This is a genomic window from Candidatus Saccharibacteria bacterium (assembly GCA_016700015.1).
Lineage (GTDB): Bacteria > Patescibacteriota > Saccharimonadia > Saccharimonadales > Saccharimonadaceae > Saccharimonas.
This window is the reverse complement of the sequence record CP064995.1, coordinates 549,357-570,353: the sequence shown is the minus strand read 5'-3', so window position 1 is coordinate 570,353 and position 20,997 is coordinate 549,357. Positions and strand designations below refer to the sequence as shown.

Genomic DNA, 20,997 nt, shown 5'->3' with positions numbered 1-20,997 from the left:
AGGGGTGGTATACTACCACTAGCGGTATGAATCTATTGCGAAAAAAACAACAGCTATCTGTAAGGCGAAGCAGTCAGGCTTCGATTCGTCAGACACGTGCTACGGACAGTGAACTGGAACAGCGCTATACCTTTCGTCGTAATCGAACCTTGACGGGAAGTTTGGCATCAAATGTTGCGAGTGCCAGCGAAACCCATTCACAGCTACGTTCTCACAGGGTTCATGCCCATGACCTACGGCGTCATCGTCGAAAGTTATCTTCAGTCCTGCTCGGAGTAATGACGGTAGTGGTACTACTTGGTTTTTTGGTGTATCAGTCGATTGCATCGGTGCAAATAAAAGCAAGCACGGCAATCAGTGTCGATCAGCAGCTATATCAACAAAAGATACAAGCATATTTAAATGGGCGGCCCCTGGAGCGCTTTCGTTTTTCACTTGATACGAAGCGACTTACTCAATATTTGCAACTACATGACTGCCCAGAGATCGCTGCTGTGTCGGCGGATATGCGTTTTGTTGGTTTTGGAACCACCGAACTCCAACTTACTATTCGTGAGCCGGCCGTGGCCTGGAAAACAGGTGATAATAATCTATATGTTGATGATACTGGCGTATCGTTTGTGCGCAATTACTATAGTGAACCTAATGTCAAAGTCGTTGATCAAACGGGTATTGTGACTAAAGACAATAAAGTGCTCGCCAGTAACCGCTTTCTTGGTTTTATTGGCCGCGTGATTGGGCAGATGAAACTCCGTGGGTACCATGTCAACCAGGTCGACTTACCACTTGGTACATCTCGACAAATCGCGGTTCATGTCGATGGCATCAGCTACCCAATCAAGCTCAGTGTTGATCGGCCAGTGGGGGAGCAGGTGGAAGATACGACCCGAGCGGTGCAGTATCTTGCTGCAAAGGGGATTAAGCCAACAGAGTACCTTGATGTTCGCGTCAGTCAACGCGCGTTTTACCGATAGGGACTCTCCTCACCACTTGGGAAATGTTCTATTTTTGTTCTATTTCAATAATTGATAAAAATATATATTAAAATATAGAAACTACAAAAAAGCAAACAGGGAAGGAAAGCCTTAAAAGAATAGGGGGGTAATAATTTTTAAAAAATGCAAATATCAGCGCTCGTGAAAACATGGACTTGTGGATAAATAGCGGTACGCTATAGCGATAGCTATGTCACAAAACTAACAACACGCAGGTCATGGAGTTAGTGTGTGGTATACAAATGAAGCACAACAAACAGTAAAATGATGCATAGATAATTCGAATAGAAGCAGCACTTCCCCCACCAGGGGTATCAGGTTAAATTAGCACTCTATTTCGACGTATGCTGACTCATCTTCGAGCCATTGTTTTAATGTCGTGAAAGATATATTGCGCGACGTTAAATCAATAGATAATGATATCACCCGCGAGTACGTTTCCCTACGCACAGTTTGTAAAATTTGGACCCGCCTACCTGTTGTTCTGCATTACTATTCCCTGCATGCCCATAGGCACCGCAAGGCTGTTTTTGGCTTTTGCCAGTTGCTGTTACGTATTCGGCATATTCTGTGGTTGAGTCACATGGATGCATATCGAATTGAAATAATGTTCTATTTTTGTTCTATTATCTATTTCAAGCATATCAAAGCTCCCTATGGCCAGGGACGGAGGATGTGCGATTGATGGTGCTTATTCTTGCAATACCATCCCCTGGTCTCCTATGATTATCAATGAACCTGTCTCAGGAGAATGGGACACGTACCTCGAGAGAAAGAGATTGATAGATGGACAGTATCTACGCCCGTGAGCCGTTGCCGCGAGTGATGCCGCGCTCGATATTTTTAGCCGGACCGACACCGCGTAGCGATATAGTCACGTCGTGGCGCCCGGCGGCCACCGAAGTGTTTAGGCGAAATTGGTTTAGTGGAACGCTCATCATACCCGAGGATCGGCCCGACGCTGACGGCGTGAGTCGATTTCGAGGCAACTACGATGAGCAGGTAGCGTGGGAACTCGAAGCTTTGCAGAAGGCCAGTGTTATCATGGCGTGGGTGCCGCGTGAGCTGGTACATATGCCAGCATTCACGACCAATGTCGAGTTTGGTAATTGGTGGGATAGTGGCAAGCTTGTCTATGGCGCACCCATAGGAACACCAGGCAACCGCTACATTGAGTGGTATGTGGCACGTTCTGGCATGTCGGCACACCGTACCCTGCCCGATACTATCACGGCGGCTCTACGGTTGCTCCGACAGTTTGAGGACGACGCGACGGCCTGCGCGTTCTGTAGGATCGCACATTCGGACCCACAGGGACAGGTGGAGATAACTACTGATCACGGCGTAGTATTCACTCCCCTGTCGCCATGCGTGCCGGGTCACAAACTTGTCGTACCGCGGTTGCATATCGCGTCAGCGGCAGACAATCCGGGTATCGCAGCGCAGGTATTCCAAGATGCTGCGACATATGTGCGCGACCATGGTTTGCAGGCAAACCTCATCACCTCTGTCGGGCCAGACGCCACGCAGACAATGTTTCATTTGCATGTGCATATCGTACCGCGCTCTGCTGGTGACGGTGTGTTACTGCCCTGGTCGTATCAGCGGCACTGAAACTCTCGAATACTCCCTCTGTAAAGCGGAGGGAGATTTAATTTGGTGATTATTGTTACAATAGAGATGGCCCGGAACGGACTAAGACTACTCACCACGTGGGCGGTGCCTTATCCGGGCTGCCAAGAAACGATATGAAAACAGTGATTTGTTCCCATGGCTTTGGGGTCCGTGCAGATTCGCGCGGTATGTTTACGGAGATTGCGGGTGCGCTGAGCGGTGCAACCTTTGTATTGTTTGACTATACTGACAGCGACGGCAGGGGTGGCACGTACGTGCCGTCACTGACCGAACAAGCAAAACGTTTGCAGCGAACCATTGATACCCATAAGGGCGAAGACATCACGCTGCTTTGCCATTCGCAGGGTTGTATGATTGCCGGTATGGTTGATGTAAGTACAGTGAGTAAAGTGATACTACTCGCCCCACCGACAGGAACGATAATGCAGCGACTGCTCGAGCGCATAGCTGCTCGGCCGGGTAGCTACAAAGACGGTACTGGTGCGTACCACCTTGTGCGTTCGGATGGTACAATGACGACGATTGATAAAGCGTATATGGACGAAATCGCGACCGTACACCCTGAATGGTTGTACGCGCGTATTGCTGAGAGCGTACCGACGGTACTAGTGCGGGCAACCGAGGATGACGTGCTGGGTAAGACACGACTCGGCCATTTAGCAGGCGCACAGCGCTATGAAATCGCTGCCGACCACAATTTCACCGGCTCTGCTCGACCTAAACTAATAGCGCTGTTGAAAGACCTGATAAAAGGCTAGATTTAGCGTAGCGAAAGAACTGTAGGATCTTCTTTCGGACGCGCTGGCGCAGGGGTGTCTGCTCCCTGCCGGTCATCACTCTCGCGGATAATGCGCGGTCGGTTTGGCTTGTTGCTCCCCTGGCGTGGATAGTCATTATCGTCGCTGGGCTTACGCTTACGCGTGCGTGGACGTTTACGCTTACCTTGGTCGTTGTCGTGTGAGCCAAACGCAGCCACGGGGCGATTGCCCGCCTCGGTTGCTGCGGGGCTAGTATTCCCCTGCTCTTTCGCCGCCTGTAGGGCGCTATTTACTTCGTCGGGCGTAACATTGCTGATTGGCCAGGTTTTGCCCTGAGCGACCATTGCCACTTCGCGCTCGCGGCGATCGGTTTCTCGTTGCTCCTCGCTCTTGGGTGGTGTGTAGGCAGGGCCAGGTCGTTTGACGACGAGATTTTCGGGCGGCATGATGCGATTGTTAATTGATTCTTCAATCGCGGCACGTGGCTGGCCATAAAGCGCACGGGTATTCTCTATAATCAAATGTGTATTGTCGGTTTGTGCCGGTGGCAGGTTGAGTGTGCGCGCGCTGAAGGCCGGAGCTTTCTCGCCATTTATCACCATATTGACGACAAAGTTGCGGTTGTGCATCTGCAACAGATCATTTGGTTCGAACTGTGGCTCGAACTGCTTGCTCAGGATGGGGCTATCATCGGCCGAGACACGGAAACTAATCATAGTGCCGACGTTGCCGAACACGGCGTTGCGCACGGTGTCGCTCATCTGGCTGATGTACTGGTTGGCGACAGTAAGGTTGAGGCCGTATTTGCGAGCTTCGGACAAAATGGTTGCAAAGCTATCAGTAGCAAAGTTTTGAAACTCGTCGACGTACAGATAGAATGGACGACGGTCCTCGATACTCGCGATATCGCTGCGGCTCATGGCGGCGAGCTGAATTTTAGTCACAAGGAATGAGCCAAGGATACCAGCGTTGTCTTCGCCGATGAGGCCTTTAGAGAGGTTTACGATGAGAATTTTGCCCTCGTCCATCATCTCGCGGATATTAAAGGTGCTTTTGGGCTGTCCGATGATGTTGCGGATAACCGGGTTGGCGGTGAAAGCACCAACTTTGTTAAGTACGGGCGCGATCGCTTCGGCTTGGAATTTGTCGGTCCAGCTGGCAAATTCCACATTCCAGAACTGCAATACCACGGTATCCTGACAGTAGCTGAGCGTGTCTTTGCGGAACTTTTTGTCAGTGAGCATACGGGTAATGTCGAGCATAGTGGTTTCGGGACGATCAAGCAGCGCGAGGATGGTATAGCGTAGAATGTATTCGAGGCGCGGTCCCCAACTCTCGCCGAACATGCGCTTAAGCACGCCGATCACTTCGCTGCTGATGTTGGATTTTTGCTCGGGGTTGGTGACTTCAAGTGGATTGAAGCCGAGCGGGAACTGCGTATCTGCAGGGTTAAAATACACGACATCTTTCATACGAGCCCCAGGAATGAACTTCATGTTGTTGATGGCAAAGTCGCCGTGCGGGTCGATAATGGCATAGCCTTGGCCGTGGAATATATCGCTCAGCGCGAAGAGCTCGAGCAAACCTGACTTACCCGCACCGGTCTGGCCGATAATGTAAACATGGCGCGAGCGGTCGTAGCGTAGCATACCAAATTGGTGATTGATGCCGCGGAAATTGGTCATACCAAACGCACTGATGTTTTCATCGATTGCGGGGTTGCCGGTGAGGAGCGGTAGCTTGGCGGGTGGTTCGGCGGTTTTAGTACTGGCCCAGACAATATTCGGCGTTTCGACGTTGGTGTGAGGCAAGTGGTACACGCTCGCTACTTCTTCAATATTGAGCAAATAACCCTTGTCGGCAAAAAGACGGGATTTATATTTGTCGAGCGCTTCTTTGGCGAAGCTGTCGTTAGCCATCTTGAACCCATTGAGGTTGGTACTATTGAATTGTTTAAAGGTGCCGACGATTCCCTGCATGCGCAGCTTGGCATTGGTTGTACTTTCGCCTAGGTAAGCAATGCGGATTTTCGCCTGATAGCCGAGTTTCGTCGCTTTCTTTTCGGCTTCGGCGATACGGGTTTTGTCGCGTTCACTGACTTCTTTGACGGCAGCGCTCGCTGTGCCCTGCTCTGGTGGAGCCCACAATGCTTCAAAGAGGCCGGCAAACCATTTGGCGTTGATGCCGCCACCGCTAAATAGGCTTATGGAACCGTTTTTGACAGATTTAATCCAAGCGTCGGTTGCTTTATGCCAGTCGTCGGCTACTGGGCGCACAAGGATTTGTATCCAAATTTCTTCGTCTGTGTCTTCAAGTTTGGCGAGTGTGCCAGTGATGCCCGCCAGCGGGTCGACTTCGAAGCTTTGGAAGGTTTTAATGGGCAAAAATTCTTTGTCGGTCGGCACAATTTCGCTGGTGTAGGTTACGCTGTGGTGCCTCTCGTGAGTAACATAGTCTTCATCGGCCGCGTGGATCTGTACCTGCGGGTACTGCGAATAGATTTGCCCTTCTACAAAACTCTGCAAGGTTTTTGGTACCCATACGTAGAACTGAATCCGGCCGCCAACCGAGGCGACTTCGAAGCTGAGGTGTTCTTGGTAGCCACCGTTGAGTTTAAGCTCTTTGCGATCGCGCAATATGCCGTGGAGACTAGCGAACATTTGCTCGGCAGCCAGCTCGCTTTTATCATTGGTTTTAGGGATCTCAAGTACGAGGAGTACGCTTTCTATCTCGCGGACGATGTCGACCTTTTGATAGTTGCGCCATGTCAGATACGCCAGTATCAGTACGATGGGCAGCCAGACGTACCACTGGAGAAGCATATTGATAAAGGCAAGGATAAATGACATAACTTAGTAATGTTCATTATATCATACCTCTGCAAAAAATGCAAGGGTTAGCGGGATTTTGCACCAAATATAAAAAGAGCCCGCCCCCGATGAGCGCTACGCTCTAGGGGAGCGGGCTCTTTCGGGTGCGGACTGTGGGTCACACGGTGACGGTTCCGTCATTAGACTCGTAGTCAACCAGTTGACCTTCGCCATAACCCGTTTCGGGGTTGATGCGTGTGCGGTAGGTGATGCGGTTACTCTGGCCATCCTGTCCACCGAGACTTTGCCACAACCGAGGTGTGTACGGGACTGGCTGGAGGACTGGACCATTGATGACGTTGATGTACACGACGTCACCTTCGCGGATAATCAGGCTGCTACTAAACTCCAGTTTGACTGAGCCGTCGGGCTGCATCTCCCTGGTGGGTTCATCATCATCCTCGATCTCGTAATCGATGACGGCTTGCGCGCTCTGGTAGTGCCAGATATAGCGGAAGCGATCGAGCCACCGCGGCTGGGACATCACGACGGCAAACGGGACCATGCCTGCAACAAAGATAGCGACAGGCAGGGCACCGGCACCCGCAAAGAAGAAAGCGGTAATCATCAGCGCGGCCGCATATACCAGCAGCGCGGCGCGAATCCGCTGCGAAGACTTCTTGGCGGCAGTCCATTCGCGGTTGCTTGACTCAAGTCTTGCCTGGTTCATGGTGACCAACTTTCGTGGGTGTGGGAAGGTGCGATCAGGTACATTATATCATTTTATATACTATATAGCAAGAAATGCGTACTACTTTGCCGCAGTACGCATTTCGGTTGTAGTGTGCGCAGTGGCTACGAAACGTCGCCTGAGTCTATTTTGCTACCGGCTCTGCTAGTGTGTAGGTTGCTTTAGCAACACGCTTGAACTCGGGTTTGCTCTGTAGGTTCAAGAGAATGGTCGTTTCTTTCACTTGGCGGCTTTTAAGCACTCTTTTTACGATCTCGTCGCGGTGGAGTGGTTCGCCGGCTTTTTTGAGAACTTTGGTGATGATGTCACTGACTGTTCCCTTGCTGTAGCCCCAGCTGTCAAGCGCATAAATGCCACGGCCAATCAGCACAAAGCGTTTGTCTTTAATCAGTTCATTGTGAATCGCTTGCGTGGTAACGTCTTTGCGCTTAAAATCACTTTGCTTGATGTGTCCCGCGATGTCACTAAAATGCATTGGCTTACCGCTGTCGGCAAGAATAACATAAATTTTGTCGCGAATATTCTTGGGGTTGACAGTCGGCCACTTAACAAGGCCCCACACATCTTTGAGGTTGGCGAGAAGCTTACTAAGGCTAGCAAGAGCGCGCACTTGACTTGGGGCTTCATGGGTAAGCATGCCGTGGAGTGTTTCAATATCGACAGGTTCACCGTGCTTTTTGATGGTTTTAACAATTTCGTCCACTTGGGTGCGAACCTTTTTCTCGTCACCGTTCTCGGCGATACCGACACCTTGGAAATAGTTATCATTTTCGCTAATAGCCGTAAGTTTAGGCGAAAGCTCGGCAACAAAAGCGACATGAGCTTTGGTTTCGGCACTCGGCACGCTATTGGTCAGACGAGCTGCGACATCCTGGATGCGCCCCACGCGACCGTTTTCGCTGAGGTCGCGTATGATAAGGCGTTCGACCTCATGGATAACAGGAATTCTACCATCGTCAGCCGCAATTTTGAGTCGTATAAGGATGGCTTTTTCGAGCTGGCGTACGCGTTCTCGGGTAATGCCAAGCAATTCGCCAATCTGCTCGAGTGTTTCACGGCGATCAAATAACCCAAAACGACGAGTTATGATTTCACGCTCGCGCTCCTGGTCGATCGCTCCCAAAATGTCTTGAACAGCAGTCTTTAGAACTAGGGCTGTGTCTTTGCTGGCATTGTCGCTCATAGCTGGTATCTCTTCGTCCTCTCCGCCTCACCTCTGGAAATTTAACATTTATTGTAAAACTATGTTTGATTATAGAACAATATTTCTGAAATGTCAAACACAATTTTTTCTAACTTTAGTATACCACAATGTAGACGCTAATGGTAAATACTTTTTTTAGGCTTTTTTTGCTATCAAAGTATGGTTAGCCTGCCCATACTCCCCTGCTATGTCAAACACTACCCCTGCAAAAATAAAAAATATCCACAGAAAAATGTGGATAATATTACACCATAGATACAAAAAAGCCTGGTGCTAACGATACGTATCGCTAGCACCAGGCGTACCTGTGTCAGCGCCTCGGCAAGGCGCCACGGCGATTGAGGTGAACCAACAGCCAGGCGGCGGCCGTGAAGCCGGCCCACGTGCCGATCTGGCTGAACAGGGTACTCAGCCCGAAGCCCCTGAGGGCCCACATGACCAGGCAGACCACTGCCACAATCTTGGAGAACCGCGACAAGTCGCGGTCATCACTGAGAGTGCGTAACCCCAGTACCTGGAAGACGCCAAGCAGGATTATGCTAAACAAGAAGGCACCGATCAGCGAGCCAAGCATAGTGAGTTCCCTTTCATAGAAACGAGCGACAACATGTGCTGTCGCTTAATTTATATCATGAATATGCGGTATTTGCAATGCTACGATTTTTTGCGGGTACGTGGCATACGGCGAGCTTTGCTCTTTGCGGGAGCTTCGGCCAGGAGCTTTTTGGCGCTGGTTTCAGTCAATGTTTTAGGGTCGGTATCTTTAGGGATTTTGGCATTCTTTTTGCCATCGGTTACATACGGCCCAAAGCGGCCGTTAAGGACTTTTATGCTGCCAAAATCAGCAATCGTTTTTTCGGCCTCGGCCTTTAGTTTGGCGGCGTAAAGCGTACGGGCATCGGCAAGCGTAATGTCGTGCGGATCGTGATCTTTGATGCTGACAAATAGCTTACCGACCTGAATGTAGGGGCCAAAGCGGCCAATATTGGCTTTGATATCTTGGCCATCTTCGGTCTGGCCAACGAGGCGTGGTAATTTGAAGGCTTCGATAGCCTGTTCGATAGTAACGGTGTCGATCTTGACGCCACGTGGCATAGGGGCGAACTGTGGTTTGTCGGCGTCGTCGCTAGTGCCAAGCTGGAGCATAGGCCCGAACCGCCCGAAGCGCGCGGTAACAACACGACCGGTTCTAGGGTCAACACCCACTTCACGACTCTGCCCTACACTACTACGGTCGATACTTGATGATTGTTCAATAAGACTATGGAATGGCGCATAAAACTCTTCGAGCATTTGGTTGCGCTCGAGCTTGTCGGCAGCAATGTCGTCGAAATGCTCTTCGACGCTCGCAGTAAAGCCGTAGTCGACAATTTGGTTGAAATGGTTGCCGAGGAAGTCGCTAATCAGTTCGCCGGCGGGTGTAGGCACCAGCTTACCCTTATCGCTACCAGTTTTTTCTTGCACAACTTCCCTGTCGACGCCACTTTCGAGTAACTGAAGTACCACCACGTCGCGCGGTGTACCTTCGTTTTCGCCACGCTCTACATAGCCGCGCGTTTGAACAGTATTGATAATTGTCGCGTAGGTGCTGGGGCGGCCAATGCCGAGTTCTTCAAGCTTTTTCACTAAAGCGCCTTCGCTGTAGCGGGCGGGTGGACGGGCAAACACTTGGCGGGCCTCGACGCTGTAGCGTGACAAGGTGTCGCCTTTACTGAGTGGCGGTAGTAGTGTGTCGTCTTTGCCCCCATAAACGCGTAGGAAACCGTCAAAGACGACGACTTCGCCCTTGGCTTCAAAGACTGCTTTGCTGGTAGAAATAGCGATGCTGACGGTGGTTTTTTCGAGCTTGGCCGGTGACATTTGGCTAGCGAGGGTGCGGCGGCGGATGAGGTCGTAGAGCTTTTGGTCGTAGTCGTTGCCGCTGACGCTTTCGCGGGTGATATCGGTGGGGCGGATGGCCTCGTGTGCTTCCTGGGCGCCAGCACTTTTGGTTTTGAACTTGCGAACCGTGCTGTAGTCTACCCCGTAGAGTCGCTTGATGAAATCGGCTGCTGCAGCAATCGCCTGTCCGCTCAAATTGACGCTATCGGTACGCATGTAGGTAATACGCCCTTCTTGGTAGAGTTTTTGAGCGCTGGCCATGGTGGCTTTACTGCTATAGCCAAGCTTGCTGTTGGCTTCTTGCTGGAGGGTGCTAGTGGTAAACGGCGCAGCTGGGTTGCGCGTGCTGGGCGAAGTGGTGACGCCTGTCACGGTGAAGGTTGCGTCTTGAAGTTTTTCCAAGAATGCGCGCGCCTGGTCTTCGGTGTCAAAACGTTTGTTGAGTTCGGCTTTCACCTCGTCTTTGCCATGGGTAAACACGGCGTTAACTTTGAACTGCGCGCTGCCTTCAAACGCACTGATTTCGCGCTCGCGCTCGACGAGTAGCCGAACAGCTGGGCTTTGCACGCGGCCGGCACTTTTGCCGCCCGGGACCTTTTGCCACACGACAGGGCTCAGTTCGAAACCGACAATACGGTCGAGGATCTGTCGAGCTTGCTGGGCTTGTACCAGGTGCATGTCGACAGTACGTGGCTTTTTGACCGCTTCTTCAATGGCGGTTTTGGTAATTTCATGAAAGACAATACGGTTGGTTTTTGCCGGATTGAGCCCAAGTACCTCACACAAATGCCAGGCAATTGCCTCGCCTTCGCGGTCTTCGTCGGTGGCGAGCCATACGGTATCGGCGGCTTTGACGGCTTTTTTTAGTTCGGCGATGACTTTTTTCTTTTCACTATCGATTTCGTAGGTAGTTTTGAAGCCATTTTTTACGTCGATGGGCGGCGTGCCGTCTTTGGTCTTTTTGGCGATACTACGAATATGCCCGATGCTACTGAGGACTTTGAAGTCTTTGCCCAGGTATTTTTCGATAGTTTTTGCCTTCGCGGGGCTTTCGACGATAACAAGATTTTTGCTCATAACTTAGACCTACTATATATAACGATGCGCATAGCGCCAAATACAGTGGCTTATACTACGCTAGTTACCGGGTGTTTGCAAGTATCGCCAAATAAATAGCCCCGCACCGGTAAGGGTGCGGGGTGTGTGGGTTACTCGCCCTGTTCGCTTGCCGCGTCTTGCGGGAGAGCGTCCTGCGGGGCGAACCGTGGCGGGGCGACACCGCACTCGGTTGCCATCTCGGCGATGGTCCGTGCCAGCATAGCCCAGTTGACGCTAGCCAGGAAGCGCAAGTGATACGTCTCCAGGACCTCGGCACTGATGTAGGTGGTTTTCGGGAACCGTATCAACCACTTTTCGATGGCCGGGTTCCAGCACAGCATTAGGCCGAAGTTGTGCCCATTCAACTTGACCTGGATTTGGAGCTCGGACAAGCCTGTGGTGTCATTCAGCCCACTGAACCAGCGGCCGAGAACAGCAAGGACATCGAGCAGGGGCTTAGCGGCCGTCAATGCCTCCTCGTAATCACGCTGCTCCTTTGCTTTCCTTTGCCGGTCTTCCTCAATGACTTCGGCAATCTTCCTATCGAGAATACTGGCGAGTGTTTCGCCTTCTCTTAGCTCGTCTGAAAACATAGGGACTCCTAGGTGCGAGTAGGGGGACTACTATGTATTCGATATAGTATAACAAATTTGTGTAAAAGTAAATGATATATCAGTAGTCAAATGTAGTCTTAGCGTAGCGTCCACTGGTTGGCACCGAGGGCTTTGATGGTGCCGGCAAGTTCGAGCATGGTGAGCGCGACGCCAAATTCCTCTGCCGCAGTACCAGTTGTACGCTGGATTTCATCACCATCGCGCAGTCCGGCTTTTAGTTGCTCTATGATGGCGGTTTCGGCGGGTGTGCCGCCCAGTGCCAGTTGTGACTGAGCGGTAAGTAACTGTGGTGCAATCACTTCGAGAATGTCTTCGGCGCAGGTAACAGGGGTGGCCCCTTGTTTGATGAGCTGGTTGCACCCGGCACTTTGCGGACTAGTGATATTGCCCGGTACCACAAACACGTGCTTTCCCTGCTCGAGCGCGTGGCCGGCGGTATTGAGCGTGCCGCTGCGGGCACTGGCCTCAGTAATGAGTAGTGCATCAGCGAGGCCAGCTACCAGGCGGTTCCGCTGCAGCAAATTCGATTTCCAGACAATCTCTGCACCTTCGGTGAACTCGCTAATCAGTGCTCCGCCGTGCTCGACGATACGGTGAGCTAGCTGATGGTTGGTTGCGGGTGCGATTTTTGGTAGACCGCATGGCAATATGGCGATAGTTGTGCCTTTAGCGTCGAGAACAGCTTGGTGGGCGATGGCATCGGTGCCAAGCGCCAGCCCGCTGACAACAACGACACCTTTGCTGGCGAGATCGTACGCCAGGCGCTCAGTCACCTCTTTGCCATAACTGGTTGGCTTGCGCGTGCCGACAACCGCAACGGTGGGGATTCGAGTTTTTGGCAATGCGCCGATATAAAACAACTTTTGTGGTGGTTTAGCAATAACAGAGGTAATCCGTAAGTACTTATGCTTTAGAGGTGAGATTTCATTGATTTTCATAAAATTTGGTGGTAAAAAGTATTGACATATAGTCAAGTGTGTGATAATATGAAGTACGATTGATCAGCGAAAGCTGAATCAAGCACCTTATACCCCCTATTCTAACTTATGTTAGGTTGCGCACAAGGGTGCTTGCCAGTATTCTACCCTCCACTGTCAGGCCAAGGCTTGCCTTGTCAGCTCTCGTGCGTATACTAACCCCTTTGTCCGGCGGACCTCTTGTATTTGTGAGGTGGGTCACGCTAATACCCGACTTCAGGGTGGGATGAAGGGCGTAATGGTGCCAGGTGATGCCCACCCTTACCTGGCACCTTTACGGAAGAATAGTCAAAACCCGAGCTTCGGCTCGGTTTTTGGTATGCTTGATACTCCCGAGTGGTAGTGATGGGCATGGTACAATGCGTGTATGGATATATTCGCTCTCATGATCGCGGTTATTTTGATAGGCAGCGCGGTTTCGCTGCTTGGCGGCGCGACAATTTTTCTTAGCCAAAAACGCCGTTCGACCGCTATTACTTTGGCGATGCCATTTGGTGCTGGTGCCCTGCTTGCAGCAGCATTTTTTGATCTGCTGCCAGAAAGTTTTGAGCTAGCGGAACCTCGGTCGCTACTGCTGTGGGCACTCGCGGGATTTTTGGCGTTTTTTGTGCTGGAGCGGACAGCCGGTTGGTTTCACCACCATCATGAACACTCGCATGGTGTGCAGAATCAGTCGCAGAACGTCATGGTGATGATTGGTGACCTACTTCACAATGTGATCGACGGCGTAGCGATTGGCGCGGCATTTGTGGCAAACCCCGTGACTGGTATCGTCACCACGCTGGCTGTCAGTGCACACGAAATACCCAAAGAACTAGGTACCTTTGGCATACTGCTATCGCGCGGCTGGAAAGACAAAAAAGTGCTGCTTGCCAACACCATGACAGCAGTGGGTACACTAGTGGCGGCGAGTTTGACGTATTTACTGGGCACCGATAGCGGTCTGCCGATTGCGCAGCTCCTGGCGATCACCAGTGGTATGTTCATTTACATCGCAGCGAGCGACATCATCCCTGATATTCACGAACAGCCACGCAACATCGGTACCTGGCAGGCGGTGGTGCTACTGGGTGGTGTGGTGTTTGTGGCTGTTGCGATTACGATGCTGGGTGTTTAGTTGTTGCTGTAGTGAGTTGTCGATTCAAAGTGACCGGCGATAAAATCTTGTAGCAGGCTAATGGCTGTCGGTTTAATTTTTGTAATTACTTGCTGTTCATCGGCGGTAAATTTGCCCAGCACGACATCGGCTTTGTCCATGGCAGTATGATGATCGGTCCAGACGCCAATGCGGATGCGATTTGTATTGGCGCCAAGATGTTGGGAGAGCGATTTGAGACCGTTGTTGCCTCCGTCACTCCCCCCTTGTCGGGTGCGGATCGTGCCGAGTGGCAGAGCAAGGTCGTCGTGCGCGACCACTACATCATTTGTCGTGATTTTATAGAAATCGACGATTGCCTGTGCTGATTCACCGACTCGGTTATAGTAGGTTGTCGGCTTGACGAGGATTACCCTTTCTTCGGCGATGTTTAGCTCGGCAATGTCGGCGCGAAACTTGTCGCGGCGCTGCCAGGTAGCGCCATGTGTAGTCGCAAATGCGTCAAGTAACTCAAATCCAACGTTGTGCCTTGTCTGCCGATAGTGCAACTCTGGATTGCCCAGCCCAATGATACATTTCATAACACCAGTATAGCAGGTTGTTGGCGTATTATTGACATAATATAGCAAATATACTATAGTAAATACTAGAGACACCGCCTAGTAGATGGCGGTGCGTAGGGATGGGAGTTGCGCATGTTATGGTATCAGAAGGCTGCTCGATGGCTGGCGGCGGCTGACCCGCAAGATGGGTCGCCCTGCAAGAGAACGGGCATCACGGTTGTCGCCGTGCTGTTTGCCGGCATCGGCGTGGTTCTGACTACCCTCATTTTGCTAGAAGAGTGGGGTCTTGTGCCACTGCTTGTTGCGGTGGCCAGTTGGCTGCTGCTATTGGCCGTGTTGATCTACGGCATGGTCGTTGGCATCAAGAGCGCCGAGCTCAACGTGGCGCACCAGGAAGCGAAGTAAGCCGCCTCTGAGTGAATCCACTCGTTCCCCGCTGCCAAGCCGCAAGGCAAGGTGGCGGGTTTTTATATCCTGAGTCATAAAACCCTCACTTACCATACCGCTTTTTGCTTCCGGTAGGATTAGGGCATCGCCGCACTGCGCCTTTATTGTGGTTTGAAGGGTCTTGGGATTCAAGCTTATGTACCATTGTGGTATATGAATAAGTATGATATAATATACACCAATATCCCTTCAAAATAGGGGTACGCCCCTACGAACATAGGAGTATCGATGAATCAGCAGGAAAACACGTCCACCCAGGCTTTGCGGCAGGGTACGACTGGCTACGCATGGATGGTCGTCTTGATCTCGCTGGCCTGGACCGCCACGGCCGTTGCTCTGTATCTTCTGACTGTCACGCGCACTCTGTGGTACCTTCCGATCATGATCGTGGTTGGGGTGCTCGCTGCGCGTCTGACCCGCACTGTCACCGCCGCCGACCGCTGCTATCGCGACGCACTGGAGGCGGCGCAGCGGCAAGAGAAGTACGGCGTCGTGGAACCGTTACCCCTCGACCACAAATGGGAGGCGCGCATGGATTACCTGCGCGATATGAGTGTGGGGAGGATGGAGCGTCATTAGACACGCAGTGTAGGAGACGGAGACCGCAAATGACCGGATTAACGCTGTACGCACAGTGGATGATGGCCCTGGCGGTGAGTGCAAAGATTCTCTACGTGCTTCCGCCACTAGGTACGTTGCTCGATGTGGGCATCGTCGCTTGGCTTGGCAGCTGGAGGCCACGTGGTTTGTCGCTGGTGTGGATTGTCCGTATTCCCTACCGGGAGAACGGCAAGAAAAAGTTTTGGCAGGTGCCATTACTGACGCCAGCACTCCTAGTGTGGGCCATGTTTATCGGCTCACTTGTACTTCTTGCTGTAGTGCTCGTCACTGCTGCTATTGGCACCGCTCGCTGGATTAGCGAGTATGCTGAAAGCATAGTCACGGTGGCAGTTGGTGCAGCAATACTCCTCGCTGCGTACCTATGGCTGAGACGCGATGCCCGCCGCACTGCGTCTCAGCCCGGGACGCTCAACCAGCAGCTCCACGCCGCACACGGTCTGGTAGCTGCGACAGCACATACTGCCGTTGCTGATGAACCACAAGAAACCCCTGTGTCGCAGCGGTGGCGTGGCATCGTCCAGTGGAGATAGCCACATATCAGTCCGTCGTTTCCCTAGTGGGGAGCGGCGGACGTTTCATTTGACATATTATAATTAATAATGTATTATAGTAATATTCTTTAGCTTTTCTCTCCTACAGGCTGGAGGTAGCATGAAGAAAGTGGTGATACGTATCGTCGTGACACTGGCGCTTGCCTACCTGGCATACGCTACCATCAAGGAGCCCGCCATGGTGGGTGGGTGGATCAAAACGATCGCAGGTGTCGTTGAGACAGTGCTCCGTTCGATCGCTATCCTGTTCGACAACCTACTAGGGCTGCGGAGGTAGCGATGAATGACGAGAGTGAGATCGCGCAAGTCGAAAGCTGGCAGCGGTTGCTGGCCACTCCCAAAAAGGGCTGGCAGCGGCTCGTTCGTCAGTTGATGGGTGCCTGTATGGGCCTGCTGGTGGTATTTATGGTCATCGTGGTGCCGGCTAGCTTTATCGCTGGCTCTTGGCTGATGATCACTGTCAGTATTGTGGCGATGCTACTGCTGGTTGTCGTCCTATACCAGGGTATGCGTTATGAACTGCGCTATACCCTGTACGTTGATGCGCAGCGCCACGCTGCGAACTTCGGCCCAGAGGGCTTGACGCTCGATCAGGTGATCGAGCAGCTGCGACAGCAGTAGCTAACTCCCCGTCTGAAATATGGCGGGGTTATTTTTTTTCGGCGTTTTTTCGCTGTTTATAGGTTTTGGTGACGGGTTCGAGGCCGCGCTTCACCCGCTCGTCATTCTTTTTGATCTGTTTTTCGTCGCGGAAACTAAATTTTATCGGTACGCCCGCGTAGCTGTAGGTTTCGCGCAGCAAGCGCTCGAGGTAGCGTTTGTAGCTCCAGTGTACAAATTTGAGGTTGCTCCCGTGAATAACAAACCATGGTGGGTCTTTATCGGTTTGCACGATGTAACGGAGTTTGGGGTGAGTGTTTTTTAGCCCAGCCGGGGGGTGTTTTGCCACTGCCTGTTGCAGCATGTCATTGAGTACCCTGGTTTTGGTATCTTGGTCGCGGCGGGCACGAATATCGAGGGCGAGATCGTAGAGTTTGGTGACATTTTGCCCCGTAACACTACTGGTGAAGATAAGTGGCGCCCAGGGTACAAAGTCGAAGCTGGTGGCAATTTTAGGCGCGATCGCATCACGCGTGTAAGCATCTTTGCCTTCGACGGCGTCCCACTTGCTGACCACCAGCACCAGCCCCTTGCCTGCTTCGGCAATCATGCCGGCAAGCCGCTGATCGAGCTGCGTGTTGAGTTCGGTAACATCCATCAGCAACAAGCAAATATCTGATTCTTCGATGGCGGCGAGGGTGCGCAGAACGCTAAACTTCTCGATACCAACTTCTTGTTTGCCCTGGCGACGGATACCGGCCGTATCGATGAGTTCAATTGCTTGCCCATGGTAGGTCACACTGACGCGGTTGAGGTCGCGGGTGGTGCCGGCAACATTGGCCACAATCGCCTGCTGCTTACCCGCAAGCGTGTTAAACAAGTAACTTTTGCCGACATTGGGGCGGCCAATCAGTGCAATACGTAGTGTATCGTCGGGCATAGCTTCGTGGCCAGCAGGAATATGGGTGATGATTTCGTCGAGTACATCGCTGACGCCGCTACCGTGTTCGGCACTGGTACGAATAATTGGCTTGATACCAAGTCGCTGAAATTCGCTGTCGTGCAGCGCTTCGCGTAGGTCGGCTTTGTTAGTAATGAGAATAACTGGCTTTTTACTCTTCAAAGCCTTTTTGGCTACTAAGCGGTCTTCGTCGCCAGGGTACTGTGTGCTATCGACTACGACCAGTATGACATCTGCGGCGGCGGCTGCTTCTTCGATCTGGTCCTGGATTGTCGCTTCAAACTCGTCTTGGGCGTTTTTTAGTCCGGCGGTATCGACGAGCCAGAATTGATGATACTGGTGCTCTACTTTACCGATTACGTTGTCGCGCGTGGTGCCGGCCTCGCGAGCCACAATCGCCTGCTGAGCACGCACCATACGGTTAAACAGCGAGCTTTTGCCCGCATTCGCTCGCCCGATGATTGCAACTGTTGGGAGTCGTGATGCCATAGTTGCTTAATTATACCAGAGTTTTACCCCTATTACGAGCATGAGCAGTATTGACATAAATATACATAAATGGTATAATCGCTGTACGACGTGGTGTATGAGGCTTCGGTGAATCGTCGGTAACCCATGACGCTTCCTTTCGGTTGGGGCCGCTCTAGAGCGGCAGTGTGGTGAATGGGTGGAATTCGTTGGGCCAAATATCCCGCACCAGCTCGTAGAACTGGCTATGGGCGGTTATCGCATCAGTCACAGCCCCGTCGCCAAGCTGGCGTAGGAGTGCGACATAGCGTACCTCGGCTTCGTCGAGTTCATACGAGACGCCATGTGACGTACCACCGATACTCGCCATCACCGCACTGGCGGCCGAAGCGATATCAGACATTGCCCCTTCACGTTCAATGGCTTGCTGGTACATCCTCGCGGATGACCAGTCGAGCACGATCGCGAAGTGCTTGCTCGGGTCGAGCAAGATGTTATCCGAACGAATAGCCCGGATACCAACGCCCTGTGCGTGTACAAACGTCTGCAGTTTCAAGAGTCGCCCCATCACCCACGCACTCGTTTTCAGGTCCAGACGGACTTGGTCACGCGTGCGCAGGTTGGAAAACGGCACTAGGCTAGCGACATCTGTCACATCAGTAAACGCCAGAATATTCACCCGGCGTTTGTCTTGTGTGGGCGAAACAAATGACTCGACTAGCTCAGGGAAGAGCCGGTCGTAGTGCAAGTGCTTGCCATCATGCTTGGTAGCATAGAGCGTATCGAGTCGCTGAGACTCAGCGGTGAGCTGCCCCAGTATGTAGGCACCGCGCCCAAGTCCTCCATTCGCGCCCCTAGTGACTGCGATTTGCAGCAATCTCAAGTTTCCCGTGCCATCCTTGCAGATGTAGAGACGGTGCGACGTGGTGTGGGCGAGCGGCGCAATGACTGTATACGGGGATTTTGTGCCCGTGATAACCATTCACCTCACCTCTTTTCTGTGTTGGTTTTCGGCCGGGTTGTGAATGAGCGCAAAAAATCGCTCCCCACCACGGGTGCTATGTTCGGCACTGCTTTTTGCTGGTATTAATTATTCAGTACTTACCATCAAAAGTCAATAGTATATTAGTGTAATATATACAATATCTAAATTAAGGGGTAAAGGCAAAATAATTTCGGCTATAACCGAGCTTGCGAATGGTTGATGTTTTGGTAATAACATGACGAAATACTAGCATCAACACAGGTTCACACTCGTTTTACGACGACTATACCACCTAGTGAATAGTCACTATTTTCCAGGCACCGCGTTTTATATCACCAAGCGCATAGGGACCAAACTGAGTACGGTGGAGACGAGTGACAGTGTAGCCAAGGGCACTGAAAGTACGACGGATTTGTCGATTGCGACCTTCACTCATTGTCACCTCCCACTCCTTGCGATCATCACCAAGGCGTGTTAGTCCCAACTGACTTCGCCCATCGTCGAGGCTGATGCCAATATCGGCGATCATTTGCTGATGAAGCGGTTCGAGTGGTTTGTTGAGGCGAAGCGAATAGACCTTTGTCTTACGAAATTTTGGATGTGTCATCTGGTAGGCAAAATCACCATCATTCGTGAGTAGTAAAAGTCCAGAGCTGTCTTTGTCGAGTCGACCAACAGGTTTGAGGGTGTGAAAACCCTTAGGAAGCAAGGCATAAATCGTCTCATTGCTCCCCTGGGCGCGACGCGAGCACACATAGCCGCGTGGCTTGTTAAACGCGACATAGCTGTGGGCGACGGCATCTGGCTTCAGTATTGTCTCGGCGACGACAACCGTATCACCAGGCGTAACCCTGCCGCCTAGTTCCGCCACCTTGCCATTAACAGTAACCGTGCCAGTGTTGATGAGATTGTCGGCTTCGCGGCGCGAGATACCTAGCTGTAAGGCTAGGTATTTATTGAGGCGAGATTCAGCAGGAGACACGGAAATGATTATACACCCGGGTTAGGCGGTTGGGGGGCTGGTGGGAGTGGTGGCGTAGCGCTGTTGGCTGGGCGTGGTGTTTCTTCAAAACTGAGACCAGATGGAACCGGTGGGGCTGATGCGGGCATTGCAATCGCCGATGGTGGTGCGGGTGGAATGTTTGTACTAGTCGAACCGGGTTCTACTGCGGGTTTTTCGGAAAAAGGATTAGGGTTTGCCTGGGCGAGTTCTTGGTTCATCATATGACCAAAATCTGGTGGCTGATTACCACTGTTTTGTGTAAGTGGCTCAATGACTCTATCGGCAAGTGTGTTACGAGGGGTGGAGAATGGTGCTGATGGCTGTGGCAGTGTACTACTGGCAGGTGCGGGTGTAGGAGTTGGTGTGGGCTGTGCTACTACTGGAGTGGGTGGTGGCGTGACTAACGTGGGTGTGCTTGTGGTCGCGGGAGGTTGCGGTGGTACAACGGGTGCCGCGACGGGCTGGACGGGTGCGGGGCTAACTGGAAGAGGAGCTACGGGGGGCTGCGGCAGACTGACAGGTGCTGGCGACGAGGCGGTAGGTGCGGGCGCAGGAGTTGCCGGGCTTGGCGTGGTCGAAAGCAGCGTGGGAGCGGTGACTGGCGCGTCGGCCAGCACTTCGTGAACGGTACGTACAACGTCTTCAATCCCAACCTGCGATTTGACCAGATAACGATCGGCACCAAGCGCTACCCCGCGCTGACGCTGGTCCTCGCTTGAAAGCGCTGTCATCATAATTACTTTTATGCCCTTGGTTTCAGTGGTAGATCGCAGAATGTCAAGCATATCGAAGCCACTGATTTTGGGCATCATCACGTCACTGACGATCAAATCAGGACGGTCTTTGATTGCCATTGCTAGCGCTTCTTCTCCGTCACCAGCCGATACGATATCGTAGCCCTCGGCTAATAGCCGTACCCCATAGATTTCTCGGAGGCTTTTGTCATCTTCTACAAGCAGAATTTTTGCCATAATTACTT

General features: G+C 52.0%; 21 protein-coding genes. 10 read left to right on the top strand and 11 right to left on the bottom strand.

Annotated elements, in window-relative coordinates; all coding sequences use genetic code 11:
* The first annotated feature begins 26 nt into the window (after positions 1-26).
* The 3 genes from IPM09_03180 to IPM09_03170 all read left to right on the top strand — a co-directional run bounded on the left by IPM09_03180 (position 27) and on the right by IPM09_03170 (position 3,388).
* Positions 27-974, top strand: a complete 948-nt coding sequence (locus tag IPM09_03180) for a hypothetical protein (GenBank protein ID QQS21504.1) — start codon at positions 27-29, stop codon at positions 972-974.
* A gap of 807 nt (positions 975-1,781) precedes the next feature.
* On the top strand, positions 1,782-2,609 hold the full coding sequence (locus IPM09_03175) for an HIT domain-containing protein (GenBank protein QQS21503.1): 828 nt from the start codon (positions 1,782-1,784) through the stop codon (positions 2,607-2,609).
* Between the two features lie 134 nt (positions 2,610-2,743).
* Positions 2,744-3,388 (top strand): alpha/beta fold hydrolase, encoded by a 645-nt coding sequence (locus tag IPM09_03170; protein QQS21502.1) that lies wholly within the window; start codon positions 2,744-2,746, stop codon positions 3,386-3,388.
* Between the two features lie 2 nt (positions 3,389-3,390).
* On the opposite strand, the gene IPM09_03165 is transcribed toward IPM09_03170, so the two are convergent.
* The 3 genes from IPM09_03165 to IPM09_03155 form a co-directional block, all read right to left on the bottom strand.
* On the bottom strand, positions 3,391-6,237 hold the full coding sequence (locus IPM09_03165; protein QQS21501.1) for a type IV secretion system DNA-binding domain-containing protein: 2,847 nt from the start codon (positions 6,235-6,237) through the stop codon (positions 3,391-3,393).
* 139 nt (positions 6,238-6,376) lie between these two features.
* On the bottom strand, positions 6,377-6,928 hold the full coding sequence (locus IPM09_03160; GenBank protein QQS21500.1) for a hypothetical protein: 552 nt from the start codon (positions 6,926-6,928) through the stop codon (positions 6,377-6,379).
* Between the two features lie 145 nt (positions 6,929-7,073).
* The gene (locus IPM09_03155; protein QQS21499.1) at positions 7,074-8,132 is read right to left on the bottom strand and encodes a hypothetical protein; all 1,059 of its coding nucleotides are present in this window, start codon (positions 8,130-8,132) and stop codon (positions 7,074-7,076) included.
* A 328-nt stretch (positions 8,133-8,460) separates the two neighbouring features.
* Between IPM09_03155 and IPM09_03150 the strand changes: the two genes are divergently transcribed.
* Complete coding sequence (locus IPM09_03150) at positions 8,461-8,658, top strand: hypothetical protein (protein QQS21498.1); 198 nt, start codon at positions 8,461-8,463, stop codon at positions 8,656-8,658.
* Positions 8,659-8,807: 149 nt separating this feature from the next.
* Here IPM09_03150 and topA read toward each other — a convergent pair whose 3' ends face one another.
* From topA to dprA, 3 genes are all read right to left on the bottom strand, one after another.
* Positions 8,808-11,111 carry a type I DNA topoisomerase gene (topA, locus tag IPM09_03145; protein ID QQS21497.1) on the bottom strand — a complete coding sequence of 768 codons (2,304 nt, stop codon included), beginning with the start codon at positions 11,109-11,111 and terminating at the stop codon, positions 8,808-8,810.
* A 131-nt stretch (positions 11,112-11,242) separates the two neighbouring features.
* Positions 11,243-11,725: a hypothetical protein gene (locus tag IPM09_03140; protein ID QQS21496.1), complete on the bottom strand. Its 483-nt coding sequence runs from the start codon at positions 11,723-11,725 to the stop codon at positions 11,243-11,245.
* A 98-nt stretch (positions 11,726-11,823) separates the two neighbouring features.
* Complete coding sequence (gene dprA, locus IPM09_03135) at positions 11,824-12,684, bottom strand: DNA-protecting protein DprA (protein ID QQS21495.1); 861 nt, start codon at positions 12,682-12,684, stop codon at positions 11,824-11,826.
* A gap of 406 nt (positions 12,685-13,090) precedes the next feature.
* On the opposite strand from dprA, the gene IPM09_03130 reads away from it, so the two are divergent.
* Complete coding sequence (locus tag IPM09_03130; GenBank protein ID QQS21494.1) at positions 13,091-13,840, top strand: ZIP family metal transporter; 750 nt, start codon at positions 13,091-13,093, stop codon at positions 13,838-13,840.
* Here the strand turns inward: IPM09_03130 and IPM09_03125 are convergent.
* Positions 13,837-14,400 (bottom strand): aminoacyl-tRNA hydrolase, encoded by a 564-nt coding sequence (locus tag IPM09_03125; protein ID QQS21493.1) that lies wholly within the window; start codon positions 14,398-14,400, stop codon positions 13,837-13,839. The two genes, IPM09_03130 and IPM09_03125, sit on opposite strands and share 4 nt — an antisense overlap.
* A 114-nt stretch (positions 14,401-14,514) precedes the next feature.
* Between IPM09_03125 and IPM09_03120 the strand changes: the two genes are divergently transcribed.
* The 5 genes from IPM09_03120 to IPM09_03100 all read left to right on the top strand — a co-directional run bounded on the left by IPM09_03120 (position 14,515) and on the right by IPM09_03100 (position 16,622).
* The gene (locus IPM09_03120; protein QQS21492.1) at positions 14,515-14,787 is read left to right on the top strand and encodes a hypothetical protein; all 273 of its coding nucleotides are present in this window, start codon (positions 14,515-14,517) and stop codon (positions 14,785-14,787) included.
* Between the two features lie 270 nt (positions 14,788-15,057).
* Positions 15,058-15,408, top strand: coding sequence for a hypothetical protein (locus IPM09_03115; GenBank protein QQS21491.1), 351 nt, complete (start codon positions 15,058-15,060; stop codon positions 15,406-15,408).
* Positions 15,409-15,437: 29 nt separating this feature from the next.
* A complete protein-coding gene (locus tag IPM09_03110) occupies positions 15,438-15,980 on the top strand; it encodes a hypothetical protein (GenBank protein QQS21490.1) in 543 nt (180 codons plus the stop codon).
* A 121-nt stretch (positions 15,981-16,101) separates the two neighbouring features.
* Entirely contained in the window at positions 16,102-16,278 is a 177-nt protein-coding gene (locus tag IPM09_03105) for a hypothetical protein (protein QQS21489.1), read from the top strand.
* Positions 16,279-16,280: 2 nt separating this feature from the next.
* Entirely contained in the window at positions 16,281-16,622 is a 342-nt protein-coding gene (locus tag IPM09_03100) for a hypothetical protein (protein ID QQS21488.1), read from the top strand.
* A gap of 28 nt (positions 16,623-16,650) precedes the next feature.
* Here IPM09_03100 and der read toward each other — a convergent pair whose 3' ends face one another.
* The 4 genes from der to IPM09_03080 all read right to left on the bottom strand — a co-directional run bounded on the left by der (position 16,651) and on the right by IPM09_03080 (position 20,989).
* Positions 16,651-18,051: a ribosome biogenesis GTPase Der gene (der, locus tag IPM09_03095; GenBank protein QQS21487.1), complete on the bottom strand. Its 1,401-nt coding sequence runs from the start codon at positions 18,049-18,051 to the stop codon at positions 16,651-16,653.
* 154 nt (positions 18,052-18,205) lie between these two features.
* Positions 18,206-19,012 (bottom strand): hypothetical protein, encoded by an 807-nt coding sequence (locus IPM09_03090; GenBank protein QQS21486.1) that lies wholly within the window; start codon positions 19,010-19,012, stop codon positions 18,206-18,208.
* A 295-nt stretch (positions 19,013-19,307) separates the two neighbouring features.
* Positions 19,308-19,997, bottom strand: a complete 690-nt coding sequence (locus tag IPM09_03085; GenBank protein ID QQS21485.1) for an rRNA pseudouridine synthase — start codon at positions 19,995-19,997, stop codon at positions 19,308-19,310.
* Between the two features lie 8 nt (positions 19,998-20,005).
* A complete protein-coding gene (locus IPM09_03080) occupies positions 20,006-20,989 on the bottom strand; it encodes a response regulator (protein ID QQS21484.1) in 984 nt (327 codons plus the stop codon).
* Positions 20,990-20,997 lie beyond the last annotated feature (8 nt).